Source organism: Candidatus Cloacimonadota bacterium (assembly GCA_021734245.1).
Taxonomy (GTDB): Bacteria; Cloacimonadota; Cloacimonadia; order Cloacimonadales; family TCS61; genus B137-G9.
This window is the reverse complement of sequence record JAIPJH010000011.1, coordinates 1-24,138: the sequence shown is the minus strand read 5'-3', so window position 1 is coordinate 24,138 and position 24,138 is coordinate 1. Positions and strand designations below refer to the sequence as shown.

The 24,138-nt window shown below is 37.3% G+C and carries 20 protein-coding genes and 1 riboswitch; of the genes, 14 read left to right on the top strand and 6 right to left on the bottom strand.

The window, feature by feature from the left end; genetic code table 11:
- Positions 1–3 precede the first annotated feature (3 nt).
- The 3 genes from add to K9N40_03235 form a co-directional block, all read right to left on the bottom strand.
- Positions 4–1,077 carry an adenosine deaminase gene (gene add / locus K9N40_03245; GenBank protein MCF7813481.1) on the bottom strand — a complete coding sequence of 358 codons (1,074 nt, stop codon included), beginning with the start codon at positions 1,075–1,077 and terminating at the stop codon, positions 4–6.
- A 430-nt stretch (positions 1,078–1,507) separates the two neighbouring features.
- Complete coding sequence (locus tag K9N40_03240; protein MCF7813480.1) at positions 1,508–2,065, bottom strand: nitroreductase family protein; 558 nt, start codon at positions 2,063–2,065, stop codon at positions 1,508–1,510.
- Between the two features lie 102 nt (positions 2,066–2,167).
- On the bottom strand, positions 2,168–3,247 hold the full coding sequence (locus K9N40_03235) for a hypothetical protein (GenBank protein ID MCF7813479.1): 1,080 nt from the start codon (positions 3,245–3,247) through the stop codon (positions 2,168–2,170).
- Positions 3,248–3,390: 143 nt separating this feature from the next.
- Here K9N40_03235 and coaBC point away from each other — a divergent pair, with 143 nt between their 5' ends.
- The 10 genes from coaBC to K9N40_03185 all read left to right on the top strand — a co-directional run bounded on the left by coaBC (position 3,391) and on the right by K9N40_03185 (position 14,958).
- Entirely contained in the window at positions 3,391–4,563 is a 1,173-nt protein-coding gene (gene coaBC / locus K9N40_03230; protein MCF7813478.1) for a bifunctional phosphopantothenoylcysteine decarboxylase/phosphopantothenate--cysteine ligase CoaBC, read from the top strand.
- Entirely contained in the window at positions 4,556–5,299 is a 744-nt protein-coding gene (locus K9N40_03225) for an SDR family oxidoreductase (GenBank protein ID MCF7813477.1), read from the top strand. The genes coaBC and K9N40_03225 overlap by 8 nt, the downstream gene beginning before the upstream one ends.
- Complete coding sequence (locus tag K9N40_03220) at positions 5,296–6,360, top strand: BamA/TamA family outer membrane protein (GenBank protein MCF7813476.1); 1,065 nt, start codon at positions 5,296–5,298, stop codon at positions 6,358–6,360. The genes K9N40_03225 and K9N40_03220 overlap by 4 nt, the downstream gene beginning before the upstream one ends.
- Entirely contained in the window at positions 6,357–7,424 is a 1,068-nt protein-coding gene (locus tag K9N40_03215; protein ID MCF7813475.1) for a BamA/TamA family outer membrane protein, read from the top strand. The genes K9N40_03220 and K9N40_03215 overlap by 4 nt, the downstream gene beginning before the upstream one ends.
- Entirely contained in the window at positions 7,421–8,170 is a 750-nt protein-coding gene (locus K9N40_03210; protein ID MCF7813474.1) for a DUF3108 domain-containing protein, read from the top strand. The genes K9N40_03215 and K9N40_03210 overlap by 4 nt, the downstream gene beginning before the upstream one ends.
- A gap of 157 nt (positions 8,171–8,327) precedes the next feature.
- The gene (queA, locus tag K9N40_03205; GenBank protein ID MCF7813473.1) at positions 8,328–9,362 is read left to right on the top strand and encodes a tRNA preQ1(34) S-adenosylmethionine ribosyltransferase-isomerase QueA; all 1,035 of its coding nucleotides are present in this window, start codon (positions 8,328–8,330) and stop codon (positions 9,360–9,362) included.
- Between the two features lie 153 nt (positions 9,363–9,515).
- Positions 9,516–10,274 (top strand): biotin--[acetyl-CoA-carboxylase] ligase, encoded by a 759-nt coding sequence (locus tag K9N40_03200; protein ID MCF7813472.1) that lies wholly within the window; start codon positions 9,516–9,518, stop codon positions 10,272–10,274.
- Between the two features lie 53 nt (positions 10,275–10,327).
- The gene (locus tag K9N40_03195) at positions 10,328–13,858 is read left to right on the top strand and encodes a DEAD/DEAH box helicase (protein MCF7813471.1); all 3,531 of its coding nucleotides are present in this window, start codon (positions 10,328–10,330) and stop codon (positions 13,856–13,858) included.
- A gap of 130 nt (positions 13,859–13,988) precedes the next feature.
- A complete protein-coding gene (locus K9N40_03190; GenBank protein ID MCF7813470.1) occupies positions 13,989–14,558 on the top strand; it encodes a flavodoxin family protein in 570 nt (189 codons plus the stop codon).
- Positions 14,559–14,604: 46 nt separating this feature from the next.
- Positions 14,605–14,958: a hypothetical protein gene (locus tag K9N40_03185; protein ID MCF7813469.1), complete on the top strand. Its 354-nt coding sequence runs from the start codon at positions 14,605–14,607 to the stop codon at positions 14,956–14,958.
- A gap of 69 nt (positions 14,959–15,027) precedes the next feature.
- Here the strand turns inward: K9N40_03185 and K9N40_03180 are convergent, their stop codons facing one another.
- Complete coding sequence (locus K9N40_03180; protein ID MCF7813468.1) at positions 15,028–15,720, bottom strand: nucleotidyltransferase domain-containing protein; 693 nt, start codon at positions 15,718–15,720, stop codon at positions 15,028–15,030.
- A complete protein-coding gene (locus K9N40_03175; GenBank protein MCF7813467.1) occupies positions 15,704–16,018 on the bottom strand; it encodes a hypothetical protein in 315 nt (104 codons plus the stop codon). Before K9N40_03175 ends, K9N40_03180 begins: the two co-directional genes overlap by 17 nt.
- 173 nt (positions 16,019–16,191) lie before the next feature.
- Here K9N40_03175 and K9N40_03170 point away from each other — a divergent pair, with 173 nt between their 5' ends.
- On the top strand, positions 16,192–16,887 hold the full coding sequence (locus K9N40_03170; GenBank protein ID MCF7813466.1) for a hypothetical protein: 696 nt from the start codon (positions 16,192–16,194) through the stop codon (positions 16,885–16,887).
- Positions 16,888–16,992: 105 nt separating this feature from the next.
- Here the strand turns inward: K9N40_03170 and K9N40_03165 are convergent, their stop codons facing one another.
- The gene (locus K9N40_03165; GenBank protein MCF7813465.1) at positions 16,993–19,449 is read right to left on the bottom strand and encodes a TonB-dependent receptor; all 2,457 of its coding nucleotides are present in this window, start codon (positions 19,447–19,449) and stop codon (positions 16,993–16,995) included.
- A 383-nt stretch (positions 19,450–19,832) separates the two neighbouring features.
- A riboswitch (TPP riboswitch) is annotated at positions 19,833–19,921 on the bottom strand.
- A gap of 585 nt (positions 19,922–20,506) precedes the next feature.
- Between K9N40_03165 and K9N40_03160 the strand changes: the two genes are divergently transcribed.
- The 3 genes from K9N40_03160 (at position 20,507) to K9N40_03150 (ending at position 23,932) form a co-directional block, all read left to right on the top strand.
- On the top strand, positions 20,507–22,375 hold the full coding sequence (locus tag K9N40_03160; GenBank protein ID MCF7813464.1) for a sodium:solute symporter family protein: 1,869 nt from the start codon (positions 20,507–20,509) through the stop codon (positions 22,373–22,375).
- A complete protein-coding gene (locus tag K9N40_03155) occupies positions 22,375–23,184 on the top strand; it encodes a BtpA/SgcQ family protein (GenBank protein ID MCF7813463.1) in 810 nt (269 codons plus the stop codon). The genes K9N40_03160 and K9N40_03155 overlap by 1 nt, the downstream gene beginning before the upstream one ends.
- A gap of 214 nt (positions 23,185–23,398) precedes the next feature.
- On the top strand, positions 23,399–23,932 hold the full coding sequence (locus K9N40_03150) for a hypothetical protein (protein ID MCF7813462.1): 534 nt from the start codon (positions 23,399–23,401) through the stop codon (positions 23,930–23,932).
- Positions 23,933–24,138 lie beyond the last annotated feature (206 nt).

Below are 24,138 nucleotides of genomic sequence, written 5' to 3'. Positions count from 1 at the left end.
AAATTATATTTTTTCCTGAATTTTGATTCTTCCTTTCAATTCTTTTTCTTCGATCTCATCCATTTCGTCTAAGGCAGAATTCAGTAGACGTACTTTTTCTCGATAAGGAAGAAAAGCGCTTTTAAAACCATTTATAATAATATTTTTTATTTCGCTGTAATCCAATCCCAGTTCATCTATCGCTAACATAAATTCATCAGTAAGTGTAGTATTTGAGATCAAGCGATTATCGGTATTTATCGTAACGCGCAATCCATATTCCACATAAAATCCCAACGGATGTTCGCGTAAACCGGAGATGGCTTTCGTCTGCAGATTACTTGTGATGCAGATTTCTAACGGAATACGATGATCATTCACATAATTTAAAAGATCGCCATCTTCGATGAGTCGTGTGCCATGACCGATGCGATGTGTTCCACAATAATGCAGAGCTTGATGAATGCTTTCCGGTCCGTAAGCTTCTCCGGCATGAACAGTGATGTTGATGTTGTTGTTCAAAGCCAGATAAAATGCTTCTTTATGATGTTTGGCCGGATGATCAGCTTCAGCTCCCGCCAGATCAAAACCAAGAACACCTTTATTTTTATAAGCGATTGCCAGTTTTGCCAGATCGATGGAAGTTCCCGGATCCATATTGCGAATTCCGCAAATAATCACACCCGTTTTTATGTTAAATTTTTTCTCTGCTTCTGCTAATCCCCTGATAACTGCATCGGAAATTGTAGTTAGTTTCAAACCTTTTTGAGTATGCAAAATTGGAGAATAACGCACTTCCATATAACGAATATTTTCTTTGGCTGCATCTTCGGCCAGTTCAAAAGCTATTCGTTCCAATGCTTCTTCGGTTTGCATCACACTCAAGGTTATTTCAAAACCTTCCAGGTAATCGACTAAACTTTCGCATTGCCTGTCGCAACAAATTTTATCAGCCAGTTCTTTCTCAGTTTTTACAGGAAGTTTTACATTTTGCTTTTTTGCCAGATCAAATATTGTACTGATCCGCATCGAACCATCAAGATGAACGTGTAGATCAGTTTTTGGTAATTTTTGTACAATTTCTTTTGTCAATTTCATTTAAGCTCCTTTATCCAATATCTTATGAAAAAACTGACTAAGCTGTTTTGCTGTCAATTATTCTTTTCAAATCTCATTGTCCGAAAGTCTCATACAATTTTCAGATTCTTCGTCAATCTTCTGTGAAAGAATTGCTCAGATGACAAAAAAATACCGTCTTCCTGAGGATACCAATTGCTTTGCTTTCGACTGTGTCCGGCGAAGCTTTGCTAAGACGGAAGGATCTCGTGGAATTTCTTATAGCTTTACTTCTCTAAATTCGAAGAGATTCTTCCCACTTGTGCCGGCGTAGTTTCTCGAAGCCGTAAGAACAACGTGAACACACCCCACGACTGAAGTCGCACCCCTCTCAAGAGGGGAATAACGTCAGAATGACGGTTTTTTTTGATATATTCTCAAAGTCTCAAAGTCTCAAAGTCCCACAATCTCATCACTTCCATTCATCCCATTTCACTATCTTCTCTATTTCCAGCCGCTTTTTACTGCCTGCGAAAGTTTTCACCGCTTTGGCATAAAATCCCTGCTTCTGTTTGGGATAGCCAAATGGACTCATCGCAACAACTCTGATTTTATCAGGGATATTTAAGATATCTTTCACTTTTTTCTCATCGAAAGCCGCCAGCCAGCAACTGCCTATTCCTCGATTCCAGGCAGCCAGCATCATCTGTTGGAAGGCAATGGAGACATCTACCAGATAGTAATCCTGATTATTCACCGTTCCACTTTTACTTGTATCGGCACAAGCAACGATAATAACCGGAGCAGTTTTGATGAAGAAATTAACTTTTCCCAGAAAACCACTTTTAAGAGCCAGTTCTTTTCTTTTTTGAGGATCTCGTACCACAACAAACCGCCAGCATTGACGATTTTGAAAGGAAGGAGCCAATCGAGCTGCTTCTAAAATTTCTAACAAAAAATCTTCTGGAATATCTTTTTCGGCAAAACTACGAATACTTTTTCTTGATTTTATAACATCTAAAAATTCCATTTTACAACCTCAAACTTGATATAATTATATGAAATAATTGGTCAAACAAAAAAAAGCTCAAACAAAATCGTTCGAGCTTTTTTAAATAGTTTTTTTTTTGATTTAGAATCCTAAAGCAAATCCGGCTGTAAATGAATTGTATTTTCCAATGTTGTAGTCTGCATTGATGTTGAAAACTCCCAGGCGGAAAGTAGTTCCCAGGGTCAGTCTGCTTTTGTTTTTTCCATCAATATCGAATTTTATCTCCATTGGATCTAAAGGAGTTCCTGAAATTGGATCTGTACCTAATTCATAGCTATATTTAAATTTCATGTTGGAACTTTCCAGCATATATCCGGCATAAGGAGTTACACTCAAGAAACTTGCACCAAAAGTTTTACTTACATTTAAACCAAAAGCTGTAGCATTTGCTTCAACAATATCTCCCAATTTCATAGTTTGAGTAAAATAGGAGAAACAAAGATCGATAGGAATCGGAACTTTGAGCCAGGCTTTGGGATTGTGCTGAACTCCAAAACCAAAATAATCAAATTTTCCAAGATCTTCAATATCTAAACTGGGAACAAATCTAAATGCAGCTTTTGTACCATAAATAGTACCGATGCTCAATTGAGGAGCTCCTAAAGGCAGCATCGAATAATCATCCAGAAGACCTCCAACTCCAGAATCCTGAGAATAAGCCAGAAGATCAAAATCTTGTGGGCTTCCGCCAATATCAACTGTTACAGTTTGCTCAGGAAATTCCAGCATCACATGATCATCTTCTTCACCAATAATTGTAGCTCCGTGAATTCCAATTTCAAACTCTTGAGACATGATCGCAGAAACCAGTTCATCATATCCATAGTCACCAGAAGATATGCCCGAATTTTCTACAATATTTTCTGCTTGGTTTTGGTTAAATTGGAATGCTCCAGTTGCATCAAAACTTTTATCATCATCAGGAAACATCGTAGACATTAACACCATACCAAATTCGACATCGAGTCCAAATAACTTGTCTTTCGGTGCCCAATGAAACCAACCACCATTCAGGTTTGTACCAAAAGCTGATACAATAGGACTTACATAACTTTCGGCTGCTTCGCCGGAAAGTGATTCCAGCGTTTCTTCCAAATCTGCTGCTTGTAAACATGTAAAAACGAAAACACTAATTAATGAGAGTACTACAATTTTTTTCATATCCACCTCCATTTGAATGAGAATTAATGAAATGGAAAAAATCTTGTCAATCCGAAAATTTTGAATCTTATTCATTAGCACAAAATGCTTTACAAAAAAAGCGTTTCCAAATGATTTGATAATCAATAATTAGGGAGTTTATCATGTTCAAAAATAAAAAAATATTATTAGGTGTAACTGGTGGAATTGCAGCTTACAAAGCAGTGGATGTTGCCAGCATGTTGACTAAACTTGGTGCGGAAGTTCGCACGATTCTTACAAGTAATGCCTGCGAACTGATCAGTCCTGTCACATTTAAATCGATAACTCATCAAAAAGTAGTGACCAGATTGTTTGATGCTGAGGCTGATATCGAACATATTTCACTGGCAGATTGGGCAGATCTGGTTTTGATAGCTCCTGCCACAGCAAATATCATCGGAAAGGTTGCTTCAGGTATTGCTGATGATCTGCTTTCAACCACGATCATGGCAACTACTGCACCTGTCTGTTTCGTTCCTGCCATGAATATTCACATGTACGAAAACCCTCTTGTTCAAGAAAATATACAGAAACTCACTGATCATGGATATTTCTTCATGGAACCGGAATATGGAAAACTTGCCTGCGGTTATGAAGGAAAAGGACGCTTTCCCAAAACAAATGAAATCATTCATTTTGCCGGAACGTATCTTTCTTATAAACAAGATTTAAAAGACATTCCAATTTTGATAACAGCTGGTGCCTGCCGGGAAAGCATTGATCCGATGCGGTTTATCACCAATTACTCTTCCGGGAAGATGGGACTTGCTCTGGCGCGTGCTGCCCATTTCCGAGGCGCAAAAGTTACCCTTGTTCATGCAGCAGTAGCTGAAGAAATTCCGGAATATTTTAAAAGTATAGAAACTATTTCTGCACAAGAAATGTATGATATTGTAATCAATGAATTTCCTAAACACAAAATCACTATCAAAACAGCAGCTGTAGCAGATTTTACTCCTGCAACGAAATCTGATCATAAGATAAAAAAAAGTGATTCTTTGAATTTACAAATGAAGAGAACAAAAGACATTTTAGCAGAATTAGGACGGCAAAAGACCAGAGATCAGATATTAGTCGGATTCGCGGCTGAAACGGAAAATATTGTAGAAAATGCACGCAAAAAGTTGAAAGCAAAAAACCTGGATTTCATCGCTGCAAACAATCTAAATGTTTCGGGAAAAGATGAAACTGAGATAACTCTGATTTCACCTGAAGTTGAGGAAAAAATCTGCGGAACCAAATTTGAGGTTGCTCATACAATTTTGGATAAACTCAAGGAGAAATTACATGGATAAAGCACTTATTCTTACAGGAGCTGGTGGAAATGTGGGATCTTATCTGGCTCATACACTTAGCCAGAGAAAGATCAATCTTGTTCTTATCGTTCATAAAGATACACACAGAATCGATGATCTATTCCATCTAAAAAATGTAAGAATTTTGAAAACCGATCTTACTGATCTTGAAGATCTGCAAGCAAAATTGAATAAAACTTTTGATGAAACTGGATGGCTGCCAAACCGGTTGATTCATACTGCCACAGCCAGGAACCATAATGTTCAGGATATGATCGATACCGACCCCGAATTGTGGAATTCTATTATTAAAATAAATGTGATTGGAACATTTAACCTGCTGAAGTGTTTGATACCTTATTTTAGAAAAAACAAAAATGGAAAAATCGTTCTTTTCGGCTCAAATGTCTCCCGCATCGGACTACCAAAAGGTTCAGCTTATGCAGCTTCTAAAGCAGCAATAGCCAATCTGGGAAGAACACTCGCTATTGAAGAAGCAGACAACAACATCATCATCAACACGGTTTCTCCCGGACCGATAAAAATTGATGACAGTCAATATTCAGAAAGCTATCGCAAGTTCCGCGAAGAATATTACAATGAAAAACTGCGTGAAATTCCTCTAAAAAGATGCGCTTCATTCAAGGATCTGCTCGGCGTTTGCGACTTTCTGCTTTCGGATGAAAACAGCTATATTACGGGCGAAGAATTCTTTATAACAGGTGGTAAACTTTGAGATTTTTCTTCCTTGCATTCATTCTTTTAGCCATAATCTTATCACTTCCAGCCAAAACGGAACTCGCTGCTTATCCTATCGCAGGCTATTCCAATGAAACCGAGTTTTACGGTGGAGTTTTATCATATCTTCGCTATCGTTCTGCCAAATATGAAGATACAGCTCCCAAAAATGTATTTTATCTGTCTTCTACTTACAGTCAGAAAAAACAATTCAATATTTTTTTCAGTCCTACCATTCACTTTCAAAATGGAAATTATCGTTTGGAAAGTGAGATCCAATACATGAAGTGGCCAACAGATTTTTATGGCATTGGAATGAAAACAGATCGCGATGATTCCGAAAGTTTTACTGCTATCGAAACAAGCATGAAAACGACATTTGTAAAGAAGTTAAATCAATTCTGGGAAGTTGGATTGTATTATGAATTCATGGATTTTGAAGTATCAGAAACCGAAGAAAATGGATTACTCGCTGCGCATATAATTCCAGGTAGTGAAAATTCATTAACTTCCGGAATCGGCTTGAAACTGCTTTTTGATAACAGAAATAATACCTCCTTTCCTACATCTGGAAATCTTGGCAGTTTACAGATAAATAGATTTTCTAAACTTACCGGCAGCGAATATGATTTTTGGGAATTCATTTTAGATTTGCGAAAATACCTGCAAATTGATAAACGAAATACTTTTGCTGTACAGACTTTTTTCAGCAGTATCGATGGCAATGTTCCATTTAATCAAATGAACTATCTTGATGAAAATATGCGAGCAATCACTTCAAAACTTTTTGTAGACAAAAATGAATTTGTGATGCGTCTTGAAGACCGATTATTCTTCTGGCAGGAAGGTTTCAAACAACGTCTTGGTTTAGCTTTTTTTGCTGAATTGGGAGAAGTTGCCGGTAAAATCGACAAATTCAATTTAACCGATCTACAGTTCAATTATGGTATGGGATTTCGTTATTCCTTCTTTTTGGAAGACCGCATGAACGTGCGGCTTGATATTGGCTTTGGAGAAGTAAAATTCAATATTAGTATCGCTTCAGGAGAAGCATTTTGAAAAAAATAGTTTTGATTTTTTTAGTTTTAATTATTTTCCTTCCACTTAACTGCAAAGAAGAAAAGAATTCAGAATTCGCAGTTTTTCCTCAGTTTGCTTACTCGCAGGAAACAGGTTTCTGGGGTGGTTTGATAACTTACTATCGCTATCAGATTGATCAAGATCCTGAATTGAAGAACCATCTGGATATGATGACGATGTACACCCAGAAAAAACAGTTGCAGATACGTTTCTTCCCGAAATTTAATCTAACAAATCTGAATTCGGAACTGAACATAGACACTTCTTTTATGAAATGGCCCAGCGAATTTTACGGTGTTGAAAATACTGATCCTGAAGCTGAGATGTACAAATTTACTCCGGAGATATTTGAATTCGAATTGGATTGGAAATATGATCTTAAACCAAACTGGTTTCTTCATTTCTATTCCGATCAACTTCACAGTGTCATCATAAAACGCGAAAATTCTGTATTAATGACTGATCTACCTGGAAATGAAGAAAATATACTATCAGGAATTGGTTCTGGTATAAGTTATGACAGCCGGGACAGCGAAGATTATTCGACTAAAGGAATTTTTGCCAATTTGAAATTACATTCCTATAGTTCCTGGCTGGGGAGTGATTATGATTATGAAAAACTGACTCTCGATCTGCGCGAATTTATCAGTATCAATAGAAATCACGTTTTCGCATTTCAACAATATTTTTCATATCGCTCCGATACAACCCCATTTTACAGGTTGTTCAAATTGGGAGAATACGTTCGAGCATTTAATAATGAACTCTTTTTGAATAATCATGGAATTGCCTTCCGAGCTGAATATCGCTTTTTTCCATTCACCGGAAAAATCGGACAGAGAATTGGATTTGCCACATTTTTTGATACGGGACAGGGAATGCAGAATTTGGAAGATCTCAATTTTTCCAAGTTCCGCTGCAGTTTCGGTGCTGGACTGCGCATCAGTATTTTTGTGCAAGACCGCTTTAATCTGCGTTTCGATTATGGCCGATGCACCACAAACAGTTCAGTTGATATCGGTGGAGGAGAAACATTCGGATGAGAAAATTAATTCTAATACTATTAACGATTTTCAGTGTAAGTTTACTTGCCTTCCAGCCTGGAGAAAAACTTACTTTCGAGATCAAATACGGAGTTATCAGTGCTGGTGAAGCTACCCTGCAAATTGAAGATCATACCTACCGAGATTCAATAGAAACGTACAGAATCACTTCTCTGGCAAATACGAATTCTTTTTTTGATCACGTTTATAAAGTGCGAGATCGCCTGGAATCAATCTGGAGAAAACGCGGACTGGTGACACTGCGATTTACCAAAAAATTGCGGGAAGGTTCTTATCGCCAGCATCGCATTCATTTTTATTATCCCGATCAGAATTTTACAATTTATACTAAAATTAAGAAAAAAAAGACCAGTCAAGAAAGAATGGAAATCGCCGATAAAACGCAGGATATTTTCAGTGCTTTCTATTATTACCGCCTGCAGGATTTCAGCGTTGGTGATACGCTGGTGATCAACGTTACAGCAGACGGCAGAAACTATCCCGCCAAAATTGTAGCCCATCGCCTCGAAACTATCGAGACGATCTTCGGTGATAAGGAATGCATCGTGGTGGAGCCTATCCTGGAAGGCGAAGCTATCTTCAAACAAACCGGTGAAATCTACATCTGGCTGACCTATGATGAACACAAAATTCCGGTATTGATGAGCAGTAAAATTATTTTCGGACATTTCAAAGCTATATTGAAAGATGCCGAAAATGTTCCTTTCAAAATTACAGAAAAATAATGAATGATATTTTTTTAATCTTATATGAGTTAACATGCTTAAGGTGAATTATTATATGCAGTTATTCCTAATTTGCTCCCTTGTTTAGGGGAGCTGTTTTGCACTTTTTTTTTCATGCAGAACTGAGGGGTTTAATATAAAAAACGAATTGAATAATATGAAAGATCTGTCAAAAACTTCCAGCTACTGGTACGATCTTCCGCCCGAACTTGTTGCTCAGTTCCCAGTAGAAACTCGCTCTGAAAGCCGTCTTTTGAAATTAGAAAAAAAAACAGGAAAAGTTTCACATCATAAATTTTCGGAAATTATAGATTTTTTGGTTCCAGGCGATGTGCTGGTTGTGAACAAAACCAAAGTTATTCCGGCCAGATTATTTGGAAATAAAACTACAGGCGCAAATGTAGAAGTTTTCCTTTTGAATCAATTAGAGGACGATGTGTGGGAATGTCTGGTAAAACCGGGTCGTCGTTTGCAAATTGGAGTTAAAATTAATTTTTCTGAAAATTTTTCTGCCGAGATCGTCGATCATGCCGAAGAAGGTGGAAGAATTATAAGATTCTACTGGAAGGGAGATTTCTGGCAGAATTTGGATAAACTTGGCAAAACTCCGCTGCCGCCTTACATCAAACGCGACCCGATCGAAAAAGACAGAGAAACCTATCAAACAGTCTATGCTCAAAAACGTGGTTCTGTGGCCGCTCCCACAGCTGGTTTACATTTCACTCCCGAACTTTTAGAAAAAATTAAAACTAAAAATATCGAAATCCTGGAAGTTGTTTTGCGAGTTGGTTTGGGAACCTTCCGACCCGTAAAAACGGACAACATTGCCGAACACAAAATGCACAGCGAATTTTGTGAGATTTCCCAAAATACTGCTGAAAAAATTAATAAAGCAAAAGAAGCGAAACGCAGGATCATCGCGGTGGGCACCACGACGACCAGAACACTGGAAAGTTTTGCCCAAAATGGAAAGGTAAAATCCGGCTCACATTGGACGGATATTTTTATTTATCCTGGAAAGAATTTGCAGATCATAAATGGCTTGATCACGAATTTTCACATGCCAGAATCTACGCTGATGATGCTGGTTTCGGCTTTTGCGGGTTATGAAAATATCATGAATGCCTACAAAATTGCTGTTCAAGAAAGATACCGCTTTTTCAGTTACGGCGATGCAATGGTGATACTATGAATAATTCCTCAAAGGTACTCTTTCAGTCATTGCGAGGAGTTCCCAGAACTTTCGGAACGACGCGGCAATCATTTCTTTCTCTTCTTTCATTATTTGAGATTGCTTCGGCAGATGCCAGCAAGAGAATACTCGCAAAGACATGAAAGGATAATAATGATTGAATTTAAACATCCCCTATTCGATGAAGTTTACTTCTACGAAAAATTGATAACCACTTCCAAACAGGCAGAAAAAATGATTCGGGAACAAACAGCACAGGGAAATTTCCTGGTAATTGCCAATGAACAATCCGGTGGGCTGGGCAGAAACAAAAGCAACTGGTTTTCTCCTGTTGGCGGTATCTGGCTGACTGCTGCGCTTTATGGACTCTCAGTACAATCCAGCTTAACGATATTCACCGGAACCTGTTTGCATAAAATTTTGAGTAAACTTTTTCCAACAATAACAAATGATCTGAAAATAAAATGGCCGAACGATATTTTTTTACAAAACAGAAAACTATCTGGTATTCTATCCTCTCACTTGGAAAATGAAAAATATCATCTGATTGGAATTGGTCTAAATTCAAATAACTTAGATTTTCCTGATGAACTTAAAGAAGACGCAATTTCTTTGAAAAACATTTTGGGAGAAGAAGTTGATAATCGTCAGATACTGGCAGAATTTTTCGATTTATTCGCAGCTGATCTGCCCGATTTTATTGAAGGCAAATTCGACCTGAAATATTTTAATGAAAATTCATTTCTAAAAGATAAAGAAATAACTTTAGATACAGATTTTGACCAGTTTTCCGGAAAATGCAGAGGTTTGAACAAAAACGGAGCCATCCTGATCGAACTTAAATCCGGCATGATCCAGCCATTTTATGCCGGAACGGTGGTGGATTGGAGTGATAGAAAAAATCTAAAATGAAAAAAATATTTTCTTAAAATTTGTGAAATACTAGATAAAGGAACAGAAAAGTAATGGCTAATACAAAATTTGGCAATACCTGGTGGGGAGCAGCCTGGCTCAAGGCACTCACAAATATCGATTATTCCAATCGTCTGCCGCGCGGTGTGCGATATGCTCGCAACGGCTCGGTGGTTTCTATCGAGATCAAACAGAAATATATTCATGCCCGAGTTTCGGGAACCAGAGCAACGCCTTATAAAGTGAAAATCGTGAAAAAGGAGTTTACAAAAACTGAGCAGGAAAAAATTAAAAAAATCATTCTGGACAATCCCTATTATCTGTCTCAATTAGCTTCCCATAAGCTTCCATACACCTTGTTGGATGATTTGGAAAGAAAAAATATCGCCTTATTTCCAAATTCCTGGCAAGACATGCAAGCAAGCTGCTCCTGTCCGGATTGGGCAGTTCCCTGCAAACATATTGCAGCGGTTTTCTATATCATCGCCAACGAAATCGATCAAAATCCCTTCCTCGTTTTTGATTTTCATAACTACGATCTGCTGACGGAAATTTCCAGAACGGTTGATATTTCTAAGAATAAAGTTAATTCTCTGGAACAAGATATTACAAGTTGGAAGGCTCTGGTTTCGATAAAAAAAACAATTAGTAAGCAGAATAATGCATTCCAGATACTACAGCAAATTGACCTTTCCACCATCGCTGAAAGTGATAACGATATTATCAATGTTTTGTCGCAGAATCCTTTGTTTATAACTGATCGAGACTTTCGATATGTACTGGCGGAAATGTATAAATTCAATAAAAAACTTATCACAAAATTTTTGAATTCAACCTCACAGGAAACGCAGCGATTAACACAATATCAAGTCACATCTATAAAGTTACAGAAAGATAGCAGGGACTTTGCTGTTGAACTGGAAAATGACAAACAGGAAAGGATTTTGCTGAATGAACTGGAAGGACTTTATCAATATTTTAAACAGGTTGACCTGGCAGAATTGCAGGAAGCAAATGCTCAAACGGTTGTCTTTTGGTTTTGTCTGGCTTTTGCATTTCACCTGATCAAAGCTGGAGCGTATCTACCGCAAATAGTTAATGATACTGAAAATCGTTATTTACTGAGATGGATTCCGGCGTTATTCAAAAAGAATGTATCTGATATTTACCACACAATGGTAGAAGTTATTCCTGAAAATTTTGTGAAGATAATTGACAGTAAAAAAGAAAGTTCGACAAATCCTGAAGAAGCAGTGAATTTTCTCATTTCCCAAATTATTAAGAACATTATGCAAGATTATTATATCAAAATATCTCAGCGGAGAATGGACAAGATAGATAGCTTTTTCTTTCATGATTTCTCCTTTTGTCTTAAGAAATTTGAAGATAAACAAATTCCCCACACTATTCATCTCTGGCTCAGCAGATTTTATCTCGTTCATCAACTCAATTCGCCGGTCATCAAGATAGATGAAACTGCAAAAGGCAACGAATTTTTGTTTGAAATTCTGGTTGAAGAAAAGCAGAAGAAAATCGAAACATTAATTCCCCTGCAGAAAGTCTTGAAGCAAAAAAAATATGAAAAGATGCGACTCGCATTATTGAAAGATCTTTCTCAGCTCAGTGAATTCTTGCCGGTAGTAAATACTTATCTAGCCCGGCAGGCACAAACTCCGATCTCCATAAATTCCAATGAATTTGTCTCTATCTGGTTTCATTCTCTGCCCATCCTGGAAATTCTGCGAGTGAAAAGTCTCATCCCAAAATCTTTGAAAAAGATCATCAAACCTCAACTCACTTTGTCTTTGAAGAAATCACAAAAAGAAATGAAAGTGAAATCTTATCTGGATCTGATGCAGCTGCTTTCTTTCAACTGGGAAATAGCCATCGGCGATAAATTCATAAGCAAAGATGAATTTTTTCGTCATGTGAGCCAGTTATCGGGAATCGTTAAATATGCTGATCGATACATTTACATCGAGCAGAATGAACTCCAGAAATTGATGAAAACTGCCCGGCAGGATATTCCCTCGTTCACTCCCACAAATCTTTTGCGAATGGGAATCGAAGGTAAATATAAAGATGTTGAATTGGACATCAGTAATGACCTTAAACGAATTTTTAAAAATATTTTCTCTGTAAAAAAAATAGCTGTTCCAAACGGCTTAAAGGGAACTTTGCGACATTATCAAACGCGTGGATTGCAGTGGTTGTTTCATAATGCGCAAATCGGCTTCGGTTCCATCATCGCAGACGACATGGGGTTGGGAAAAACCATTCAGGTCATCTCACTTTTACTCAAATATCAGGAACAATCCGATCTTTCCAACCCAGCTCTGATAATTGTTCCCACAACTCTGCTCACAAACTGGCAAAAGGAATTTCAGAAATTTGCACCCACGCTAAACGTAACAATATATCATGGTTACAAACGTGAACTTGAAACAAACTGTCAGGCAGTTCTTACCACTTATGGAGTTTCGCGAAGCGATAACCGCAAATTAAACAAAACCAGGTGGAGCTTCATAATTCTGGATGAGGCACAAAATATCAAAAACCCACTCACCAAACAGACCAAAGCAATAAAATCCTTGAATGGCAACATTCGGATAGCGATGACAGGAACACCAGTAGAAAACAGATTATCAGAATATTGGAGCATCATGGATTTTGTGAATAAAGGGCTTTTGGGATCGGCGACATCTTTTCGCAGGGAATTCGCTATGCCCATCGAAAAAGAGCGCGATAAAGGCAAACTCAAGCAATTCCTGCACATCACTTCACCATTTATTATGCGCCGTGTGAAAGCAGATAAATCCATTATTAAAGATCTACCCGAAAAAATCGTGATTGATCAATTTTGTTTGCTTACAAAACAGCAGACAGCCCTTTATCAGAATGTGGTTGATAGCACAATGAAGTTATTAGATAAAACTGATTCTGCACAAAGTATTGAACGTAAAGGTGCGATTTTTAAGTTGATAACATCTCTCAAACAGATCTGCAATCATCCTGTGAATTTCTTGAAGAAAGGAGACAAATCGCTCGAGGATTCCGGTAAAACTCAATTCCTGACTACCCTTTTAGAAAAGATATTGAGTAATCGGGAAAAATGTCTTATCTTCACCCAATATAAAGAAATGGGAAATATTTTACAGCCACTGCTGACCCAAAAATTCGAAACTGATGTTCTGTTTTTGCATGGTGGCATCAGCCGTAAAAAGCGTGATGAGATGATCGAACAATTCCAGAATGATCAAACCAAAAAGATTTTCATTCTCTCTTTGAAAGCAGGTGGAACCGGCTTGAATTTAACAGAAGCAAATCATGTAGTTCATTATGATCTCTGGTGGAATCCTGCTGTAGAAAATCAGGCAACCGACAGAGCTTATCGCATCGGGCAAAACAAAAATGTGAACGTTCACCGTTTCATTACTACCGGCACATTTGAAGAAAAAATTAATCAAATGCTGGAATCTAAAAAGGAATTATTTGAAATTTCCGTTCAGAAAGGCGAAACCTGGATTTCTGAAATGTCGAACAGCGAATTGCAGGAACTGGTTAGGCTGGATTTGAAAAGTTGAATTATCGTTTAATCAAAAGAGTTCCTCGCTGCTTACTTAGGGATTTCAAAATTTTCTCCCCTGATTTTAGGGGAGATGTCAGGCAGCTGCCGCACAGAGCGGCAAAAAAAATATAGAGGAGGAGCATAACATGAAAGCAGTTCTATTCAACGGCAGTCCCAGAGCAAACGGCAACACATTCGAAATGTTAAAAACAGTAGCAGAAGTTTTGAGGGAAAATAATATCAAAACCGAAATCGTGCAGATCGGCGGCAAGCCGGTAAATGGCTGCAAAGCCTGTGGAGCCTGCTTCAAAAGCGATGATAAACGCTGTATTCAAAAAGATGATTTGAATTCCAATTTTGAAAAAATGCTGGAAGCTGATGCGATCATCATCGGGTCGCCTACATATTATGCCGATCTCACTCCCGAAACCAAAGCACTCATAGATCGTTGTGGTTTTCTGCACGGAGCCAATAGCGGAGCCTTGAAAAGAAAACTGGGAGCGGCTGTGGTGGCGGTTCGTCGGGCCGGCTCGATCCATGTCTTCGATTCCATCAATCATTTTTTCCTGATCAACCAGATGATAATTCCCGGCAGCAGCTATTGGAATATGAGCCTGGCTCGAACTTTTGGTGATTATGAAAAGGACGAGGAAGGCATTCGCACGATGAAAATTTTAGGCGAAAATATTGCCTGGTTGTTAAAAAAAATATCTTGATAATATAACAGCCAATTGATAAAAAAACACAAAAAAAGGAGATTTTATGCAAATCACAATCGATAAAAAAGAAGTAACAGTAACCGACTCAAATCTGAATCTTGTGCAAATAGCCAAAGAGAACGGTATTACAATTCCGGCTCCCTGTTTCCTGGCTGGTCGTCCTTTCGGCTGCTGTCAGGTGTGTGCCATTGAGATCAATAACGCGATCCAGTATGCCTGCTGCACCAAACCGCAAGCTGGCATGGAGATCATTGTAAATCGTGACGATTTGAACGAGTTACGAAAATTGAGAATGCAGAAATACCAGGCAGATATCCAGCAAGGAACTGTGGAAGAATGCAATTGTTCCTCTTCGGCTTCATCGGGTAAATGCGGTTGCGGAGAGGGATGCTGTTAGAGTTCACAAGCAGAATAAACGATTTTCTTGGCTCAAAAAAAAATAGAAAAGAAGGAGTTTTGTATTGAGTTATGTCTCAGATTCTTCTGTCAAAAGCTTATAAAGCTCAAAGCAGTTATCATAAATAATTTTCATTAATTTTCTTTGCCATTTTCTGGGCATTTCTGAAAATAGTATTTTGAGGTTTTTTCTTTGATCAGATTTTGATAATAAAAAATCGGTTAATTCGTTAGCTGTTCGTAAATCTTTGGCGATTTTTTTTTCATCTTTTCTTTTGATTGTCAGTAGATATTTCATTAAAACAAAAGCTGCCGGTTCCGGTACTCGAATCTTCATAATACCAAAATCCATAACTATTGTATTATTTTGAATGAAATTAAGATATCTTAAGGGCTGAGCAATAACATTGAGTTCTTCAATATAAATAGCTTTGTCATTTCCTCTTCCCAGTTTGGGAATCAAAAACTCTATTTCAAAATCGACATGTGAAAACTTGGTAAAATTATTCAATAAAGAAAAAGTTTCTTCAAAACCTAAGGATTTTAAAATTGCCGAAACATCTACTTTCTTTTTGATTCCGGGTGGATTTGTAATCAAAAAATCAATATCTGTAGTTCGTAGAATTGGAATTCCAGCTGAATTAGAAAAGTGATATTTATAAACTGGCAGAACCCAACTGCCAATTAATATAATGTCTTGCAGAATTCCTGCTTTGTTTAAAGCAAGTAAAATGTTTTCAAAAAGTTTATTTTTGTTTTTCACCTAAACCTCTACGTACTTCCTGTAAATTTTTTTTTATTTCATTGATTTTTTGCTCAAGATTTTTTCTTCTAAGAATTTTTTCTTTCATTGCATTTACTTGATCAGAATTTTCTTTGCCCAGATACTGAAAAATAATCTTTTTCCCTGCTCGAAAAGCTCTGTAACAGTAAATATGTTTTCCTCGTTCTTTGTATGAAATAGATCCCTTGGGAAGATTTCTCAATTCCTTTTCAAACTGCTCCAACAGATCTAACAACCTATTTTTTTCTTCAATTAGAATATCATTAATAATACTCATAAATCCCTGCCTAACAAATCATGCAATAACACCTTATTGTTAGGCATTTTCTGTCAAGAAATTATTGCCTAACAGACTTTATTTGCTTGAAAAATGTCAGGCAGAATAAACGATTTTCTTGACTAAAGAAACTTGAATAATATACATTAGTTTGAATTTAGGAGGAATATTTTATGAAGAAATTGTTTTTTATCATTTTTATTTTTGTCGCTTTTCAACTGATATTTGGTCAAACAGCTTACTTCGGTATGGGTTACAATGTTGCATCTGGCTCATTTAAGAATTTGAATAAAGTTGTTAAAGAATATAATGATGTGTATGAGGAATATCTCACATCTAAAATGGATGAAATTCATCTAAATCATGGTATGGTATTTGATTTTGGTCTGGCAATGCCCTATTTCAGTTTTTCTTTTGGACTTCAATATAATCGAGCTAAAACTCATGCTTTGCTGGTAGGAAATTCCGGTGTGAAGCATCAACAAGACATTTGGTTAAGATGTTTGAGTTTACCAATGGATTTCGGTATAAACATAGATTCCGGAAGTTTCGCATTTGATCCGGGAATTGGAATAAATTTTATGTTTTGGCGTTATTTCACACGCTTTGGAGAGAAATCTGATATCGATGATACAGATTATGATGATTCGGTTACAGACATTAATATGCACGTTAAATTTTTCACGAAATTCGTTTTCGGAGGTTTTGAAGAACCAGGTTTGGGTTTTGTTGTTGAACCTTATTACAATTTAGGTATTATTGGAAGCTCAATGAATGATTTAAGTGCTGATTTATTGAATTATTATATTGAAAAAATAGATAGTTTCAATCATTATGGTGTAAGGTTATATTTTATCATCAAAGGTTGAAAATAGGCAGACCTTCCAGTCTGCCCGGTATGCTAACTTATATATTCATATACAACCTTGCGAAGGTCGAATAAGCAAGGAGCTCAAAAACCTTTGCAAGGAGCTCTAAAATCCTACTCTGATTCCTGCAATTATATTTCTTCCAGCTCCGGGAAAATAATAATTCGCACCACTCCAGTCAGGTCCGCCCCACGGATCATAATAGCCAGATGTTTCGTATTCTTTATCCAGAAGATTATTAATTTTCAAATTCACGGCAACGTCTGTTTTCTTTAGTAATTCATCAAATTTATAACTAAAACCAAAATTCAAAAGTTGATATGCTTCTACAATGCGATCTTCATTTTCCGTGTTATCCAGATATTGTTTTCCAACGTGTTGAATTTGCAAGGAAGTCAATAGAGATTTCCATTCATAAGAAAGTTTGGAACTTGCTAGAATATCGGGGAAACCACCTATTTTATTACCGGAATAATCTACATCGATAACATTCCAGTTGGCATCCCAGTCTTTCATAATAAATTTCTCGAAATAATTATCGTTGTAACTGAAACTTCCACTCAAACTCAGATCTGGAAATATTTCTGCTTTCACTTCAAGCTCCACTCCGCGATGCACTGTTTCATCGGCATTTCCACGGATTGGATCACCATCATCATCCATAGTTCCATAGCCGATAATTTCATCCTGGAAATTCATTTGGAAGAGATTCGCTTTGATTTTCCAACTTCCGGCATCGTAACCAAATCCCAATTCAATATCCATCAGCTTTTCTTCTTTCACATAAGGATCGCTCCACTTGATGTGATCGATCTGGCCATTCACATAAATCGTATCTGCATTGGCAAAAAGCGGGGCAACGCCTAAATCGTCCGGTCCATCCCACAGATCGAAAAGTTCGCCATCGGTTGGCTCACGTTGCGCAAAAGAAAGATTTCCATAAATGTTGAACGATTCATTCAAGTTGTAATTAACTCCAAATCTGGGATTGAAAAAGTTGTAATCAACTTCGTAGGAATGAAGATTTTCACCGGCAAAATTACCGGATTCATGCTGCCGGAATTTATAGTCGATCATCTGATAATGAAGGTTTGCCATGATACTTATTTTTTCAATTGGTTTGAAGATTTCATTGATGTAAAATGTATAATATTTTTTATCTCCTGTGTAATTGTGATATTCCTGATTTTTCTCATAACTGACACTTAAAGTATCAGCTCCAATAACTTCTTCAATTTCTCCCCAATGTTCGCTGTCGAAAAGGCTGATATAACTGCCAATTGTAAGATTTCCAAACCGATGGTTCCAATGCAGATTTCCCACCCAGCCATACTGATTTTTTTCTACCCATTTCTGGCGGATCAGATCAGTTTCGATCGTTTCAGGATCGGCTGCCAGACCAAATTCCCAGAGATCTCGATCTTCTTTGTACTGTTCATAATAACCTTTCCCTTTTATGTAGAAAAGAGAATTTTCTGAATTCAGGTTTTCGTTGATCATATATTTGTGATGCAATTCATAATGTGGCTGGCTGAAATCATCGATTTCATTATCATAAGTGATGGGATTGTGCTGGTGATTTTCCTGCAGATCACCTTCCCAGGAGGCGTACCAGGCAGCATGAGTGAGTTCGTTCCCACCGTAGAAATTAAGTTCCGTGATGCTGCGTTCTCCGATCTTGCTGAGACCTGCAAAATAGGAATGCTGCTCTGTTTTGCTGTTATCTCGATAACCATCGGAAGTGATGCGGGAAAGCCGTAGATTGAGTTTGAAATAGTTCATTATATCATGAGTTGTTTTGAAGCCGTATTTTACAGTATTATAACTTCCAAAATTAGCAAAAAGTTCGGAACCTTCTTTCTTAGTTGCATGATTTGTCTGCATATTCAATGAACCACCAAAAGTAGAAACTCCGTAAATGGAACTTCCTACTCCGCGCTGGAATTGAATATCGGAAATGCTTTCAGCAAAATCGGGCATATCAACCCAGTAAACCTGATGATCTTCCGGATCATTGAGGGGAATTCCATTGATCATCACCCCAATTCGCTTCTGATCGAAACCGCGAATTTTGAGATAAGAATATCCCATCGGGCTGCCGGCATCTGCGTAAGAAAATACGTTGGGTAGTTCATTCATCAGCATGGGAATATCCTGACCAAAATTAGCTTCCTCAATTTCCTTTTTTTTCATATTCGTAAATGTAACTGGTGTTTCTCTTTCCACCGCAACTGTCGATGAAACGCGCATTCCTTCGATCATAGTCGGTTTTCTTTTCAACTTGATCTGCAAACTGTAAACCTGGGGGAAATCAATTTCTTTCTGAAAAGATTTATAACCCATGCGAGTGAAATTTATAAAGTAATGTCCTGGTTCCAGATCCTTAATTACAAAATTTCCTTTTTCATCGCTTATCGTGCCTTTATTCATTCCTTCAAGATAAACAGAAACACCTTCCAAAGCCTTATCTTCTTCTGCTGATCGAATTTGACCGATCAGAGTATCTGCCAATAGCAGATCAGCTAAAAATATTATAAATATAATTAAAAATAATTTCTTCATCTTTTTCGCTCCTTTTTTTTCAACCTTATCCGATCTGACCACTCACGAGTGGTTCAGACCACCTTCTCCTATCGAGGAGAAAGTGTACTGTCTTTGCGAGGAATCTTACAAAATTTCTTACGAAACGATCTCCATTGCATTTCCGAGAAGTAAAACTAAAAGAGTTTTCACGAGATCCTTCCGTCTTCGCAAAGCTTCGCCGGACACAGTCGAAAGCAAAGCTATATGCCGCAGTAAGAAGATTTTCTTTGAAAATCTGTAGATACCTCAGGAAGACGTCTTGTTTCATCTTCATTCCGAAGTTTCTTTCTTCAGAATTACATTTAAAAACAAAAAAAACCACATCCCAGCAGATAACGGGAATGTGGTTTATTTCGATACTTTATCAATTTCTTCATATTTCCTCCGCTGGCATTATCCAGATCAGGTTCAAGGGTATTATCTCAGCCTTCCGGCACCCCTAAATCAGATTTACACACTAATTTCTTAAAGATCTAAAGTCGACTTTCACTGGGATGATTTCGATGTCAAATGGTTTTTTTCTTCACGCATCCCCCGAAAAATATTTATTTTTCAGTAAGCAACAAAAAAAACACAATAATTTCATTTTTTTCAAGCCCATGAATTTTTAACCTGTGAAATCAATTCAATTTCATTTATTACAATAAATTAGGTTTATACTTTCCAAATTTTTCGGGGGATGCGTGTTTTTTTTCTTAACTTGAAAAGGCTTCTCTACCTTTGGCAGGCTTTCTCCAGATTTTCTTCCTGATTAGCAGTTTCAAGGATATTTAGAAATTCATTCAATTATTCAACCATTGCGACGCAAGGTTTTTCCTGCTTAAAACCCTGAAAGTGTTTAATGCAAGATTCTGTGGAAGAAACCTTTTCAGGGTTTTGCTAAACTTATGTTTTGATAAAATGATTTGACTTTTATTCTAATTTCAAAATCTTTCCGAATAGAAACAGGGGAGCCTTCCTGCAAAAAGGCGGGAAAGTGCTGAGAGGTGGAAGCGACCCTTAGAACTTGTTCGGGTAATTCCGAAAAAGGAGTGAAATGAATTTTGAAAGTACGGTCGATTACAAATCGATAATAACATCAGCTGACTGGATAGTTTTCTCAGCGGTTTTATTAATTACTTTTGCAGCAATCATTTATGGACAGACTCTCAAGAGAAAAGTTAAAAAGAAAAACAGCGAAGAATATAATTTTCTGGATCTGCTTTTGATGGGAAGACAGTTAACTCTGCCGATGTTTGTGGCAACCTTGGTTGCAACCTGGTATGGTGGCATTTTCGGCGTGACTAAGATCGCCTTTGAACAAGGAATCTTCAACTTTGTAACACAGGGTTTTTTCTGGTATATTGCCTACATTATTTTTGCACTTTTCATTGTGAAGAAAGTTTCCAAATATAAAGCTGTAACGCTGCCTAATCTGGTAGGGAAAATGTTCGGTCCTAAATCGGAAAAACTGAGTGCTGTTTTCAATTTTTTCAATGTGCTTCCTATCGCTTATGTCATAAGTTTGGGATTGCTGATTCAGGCAATTTTTGGTGGAACCCTATTTGTAAGTATGCTGATCGGAACTACGATCGTTATTATCTATACACTTTATGGTGGATTTCGGGCAGTTGTATTTTCTGATATCGTACAGTTTTTCGTGATGTGTCTGGGGGTGTTTTTAGTTCTGGTTTTTTCAGTAAAAATATTCGGTGGAATCGGATTTCTGAAAGCCAATCTACCAGCCACACATTTTTCACCTACAGGCGGAGTTGGTCTTGCAACTACTTTGGTTTGGGGATTTATCGCACTTTCCACTTTAGTCGATCCGAATTTCTACCAGCGAGTTTTTGCTGCCAAAAATGAGAAAGCAGCCAGAAATGGAATCTTGATTTCTACCTTGATCTGGTTTTTATTCGATATCTGCACGACCAGCGGTGCAATGTACGCACGAGCTGTAATTCCAGAAGCAGCTTCCGATAAAGCTTATCTGATCTATGCTTTGCAAATTCTACCTGCAGGAATCAGAGGATTTGTTTTGGCTGGGATTCTCGCTACGATTCTTTCTACATTGGATTCTTATCTTTTCATTGCCGGCACCACAGTTTCCTATGATCTGATGCCAAGAAAATTGAAAGGAAAAGTTTCACTTTATCATTTGGGAATCATTTTCGTGGGAATTCTGGCAGTTATATTGGGAATTGTATTTGAAGGGAACATAAAAGATGTTTGGAAAACGTTGGGAAGTTACTCGGCGAGTTGTTTATTATTACCTGTTCTTTACGGTTATATCTTTCCGGGAAAAATAAAAGATAATCAGTTTATTTTTGCCAGTATTCTGGGAGTTATCACGGTTTCAGTTTGGCGCAATATTACACTAACTGGTTTCTGGCAAAATGTGGATGAATTATATATGGGAATAATTGCAACTTCATTGGGATTGATAAGTTATGGATTATTAAAGAAATTACTCAAAACATCGTCATTTTGCCTGCCAAGCCGAAGCTTTGAGCTACCTCAGGATGACGAAAAGGAGAAAGAGATGAAAATTGGAAGTATTATTACATTATTATTGGGAATTGGATTGCTGGTTTTTGCAGTCATTCATTTTGCTCAGGGCATCATTATGTGGGCTCTCGTAAAATTGATCATAGCAACAGGATTGATAACGATAACATTTGTGAAAAACCGCTATGGGATGATCATTTTTGGTCATGCGGCGATCGTAGCAGGCTGCATGCTTGTTACAGCTGGAATTTATTACGTTCCAATAATCTCGGAAAGTGTGAAGGCAAATAACGGTGAAATTTCCATAATGCACATTTTTGCACTTCCATTGTTCTGGGGATTTTTCTCCATTTTTGGAGGAATCTGTGCTATTTATCACGGTTTTTGTAAATGCGTTAGAAAGGATTGGAAAATATAATGAACAAATTTACAGTAGATTTTTTCAAGACTAAAAAAATTATTGGAATGATCCATGTTCAGGCTTTGCCGGGAACACCAAAAAATGACAAAACAATTGCTGAAATTATTGATTTAGCTGTCAAAGAAGCAAAAATCTACCAGGAATGTGGAGTTGATGCGATCATGCTGGAAAACATGCACGATGTTCCCTATTTGAATCGGGAAGTTGGTCCGGAGATTACAGCTGCAATGACTGCTATTGCCCGAGAAGTGAAATGCGAAGTGAATTTGCCCTGCGGTTTGCAAATTCTGGCAGGAGCCAATCAGGCGGCTTTGGCGGCAGCACTTGCTGCCGAATGCGAATTCGTCCGTTGTGAAGGTTTTGTATTTTCCCACATTGCTGATGAGGGCTTGATGAACTCCGATGCCGGAGAATTGATGCGATTTCGCAAAAAAATCGGAGCTGAACACATTGCCATTTTCACTGATGTCCAGAAGAAGCATTCATCTCATGCTATCACATCTGATCTAAGCATCTCCGATTTTACCAAAGCCGCTGAATTCTTCTTGAGTGATGGCATCATCATCACCGGCAAATCCACTTCGGAAAAAACCGAGCTTTCTGATTTGAAAGAAGCTGAAAGATCTACAAAACTAGCCATTTTGATCGGTTCAGGAATATCGATCCAAAACATCTCTGAATATTGGAATTATGCTGACGGATTTATAATTGGTTCTCATTTCAAAATAGATGGAAACTGGCAGAATAGTGTAAGTGAAAACAGAGTAAAAAAATTCATTACAAAAATTGAGAACCTAAAAGGTTGATGAAAATAAAAGGAATCTGTATAATTAAAAATGCAGTCATTCTGAAGTTTCTTTCAGGAAATATCTACTGAAGAATCTCATTAAAGCGAGATCCTTCCCACTTGTGCCGGCGTAGTTTCTCGAAGCCGTAAGAACAACTTGGAAGAAAACGTCAGGAAGACGAAAAAACTCTATTATGCAGAACTCATATGAAGATAATAGATTGGAGGAACTTATGAAAAAAATATTCTTTGTAATGATAGTTATTACTGGACTTATCTTTAATGTTGAAGCTCAATCATCAGATGCAATTGATTCCGAAAAATTTTATCAAGCTGTTTCCAGTATTCTGAATTCATCAGATAATTACTTCAAAGAAGTTATTTCTGAGAATAAAGTTCATGGCACATTTGGCAATAAATTAGTTAATGTTGATTTTCCAGGAGCGGAAGTTGCATATTATGAATATTGGTATGAAGATGGTGAAAGCGGTTATACAGTAATAGTACAATATTTCGAAGGAAATAATCATGAAAAAGCTTCAAGCTACCTTCAAAATCTGAAAAACTTTCTCTTTAATATTAAAGAACAAAATAAGTTTGGAAACTGGAGTTTGAATGAAGATATTAATAGTAATGGAACTTTTCATTGGATTGATATGCGCTGTCCTTCATATTCTGGTTTAACTGTAATCCTTAGTTGTTCTTTATATGAAAACGATCAAAATATCGAATTGAAATTTGAAATAATTGAATACGATGATTATTAAAAACCTGGCAGACTTTCGAATGCCAGGTTTCCGAAATAAAGAAAATTCTTAAATTTGACTATCACCGTGGCAGAGCCAAGGTGTATTTCGCTAAATTTATTTCAGCAAGCTGAAAATCGAATTTTCATTATTTACCCCTCTCCGGCAACTGCCGGATCTCCCCTCAAACAGGGGAGAAAATTTGGAAAACCCCGATGCAGAGCAGC

What these genes read in the sequence shown, in the direction of transcription:
- add (MCF7813481.1), bottom strand. Translation starts at nt 1,077, where the DNA reads ATGAAATTGACAAAAGAAATTGTACAAAAATTACCAAAAACTGATCTA.
- K9N40_03240 (MCF7813480.1), bottom strand. Translation starts at nt 2,065, where the DNA reads ATGGAATTTTTAGATGTTATAAAATCAAGAAAAAGTATTCGTAGTTTT.
- K9N40_03235 (MCF7813479.1), bottom strand. Translation starts at nt 3,247, where the DNA reads ATGAAAAAAATTGTAGTACTCTCATTAATTAGTGTTTTCGTTTTTACA.
- coaBC (MCF7813478.1), top strand. Translation starts at nt 3,391, where the DNA reads ATGTTCAAAAATAAAAAAATATTATTAGGTGTAACTGGTGGAATTGCA.
- K9N40_03225 (MCF7813477.1), top strand. Translation starts at nt 4,556, where the DNA reads ATGGATAAAGCACTTATTCTTACAGGAGCTGGTGGAAATGTGGGATCT.
- K9N40_03210 (MCF7813474.1), top strand. Translation starts at nt 7,421, where the DNA reads ATGAGAAAATTAATTCTAATACTATTAACGATTTTCAGTGTAAGTTTA.
- queA (MCF7813473.1), top strand. Translation starts at nt 8,328, where the DNA reads ATGAAAGATCTGTCAAAAACTTCCAGCTACTGGTACGATCTTCCGCCC.
- K9N40_03200 (MCF7813472.1), top strand. Translation starts at nt 9,516, where the DNA reads ATGATTGAATTTAAACATCCCCTATTCGATGAAGTTTACTTCTACGAA.
- K9N40_03195 (MCF7813471.1), top strand. Translation starts at nt 10,328, where the DNA reads ATGGCTAATACAAAATTTGGCAATACCTGGTGGGGAGCAGCCTGGCTC.
- K9N40_03190 (MCF7813470.1), top strand. Translation starts at nt 13,989, where the DNA reads ATGAAAGCAGTTCTATTCAACGGCAGTCCCAGAGCAAACGGCAACACA.
- K9N40_03185 (MCF7813469.1), top strand. Translation starts at nt 14,605, where the DNA reads ATGCAAATCACAATCGATAAAAAAGAAGTAACAGTAACCGACTCAAAT.
- K9N40_03175 (MCF7813467.1), bottom strand. Translation starts at nt 16,018, where the DNA reads ATGAGTATTATTAATGATATTCTAATTGAAGAAAAAAATAGGTTGTTA.
- K9N40_03170 (MCF7813466.1), top strand. Translation starts at nt 16,192, where the DNA reads ATGAAGAAATTGTTTTTTATCATTTTTATTTTTGTCGCTTTTCAACTG.
- K9N40_03165 (MCF7813465.1), bottom strand. Translation starts at nt 19,449, where the DNA reads ATGAAGAAATTATTTTTAATTATATTTATAATATTTTTAGCTGATCTG.
- K9N40_03160 (MCF7813464.1), top strand. Translation starts at nt 20,507, where the DNA reads ATGAATTTTGAAAGTACGGTCGATTACAAATCGATAATAACATCAGCT.
- K9N40_03155 (MCF7813463.1), top strand. Translation starts at nt 22,375, where the DNA reads ATGAACAAATTTACAGTAGATTTTTTCAAGACTAAAAAAATTATTGGA.
- K9N40_03150 (MCF7813462.1), top strand. Translation starts at nt 23,399, where the DNA reads ATGAAAAAAATATTCTTTGTAATGATAGTTATTACTGGACTTATCTTT.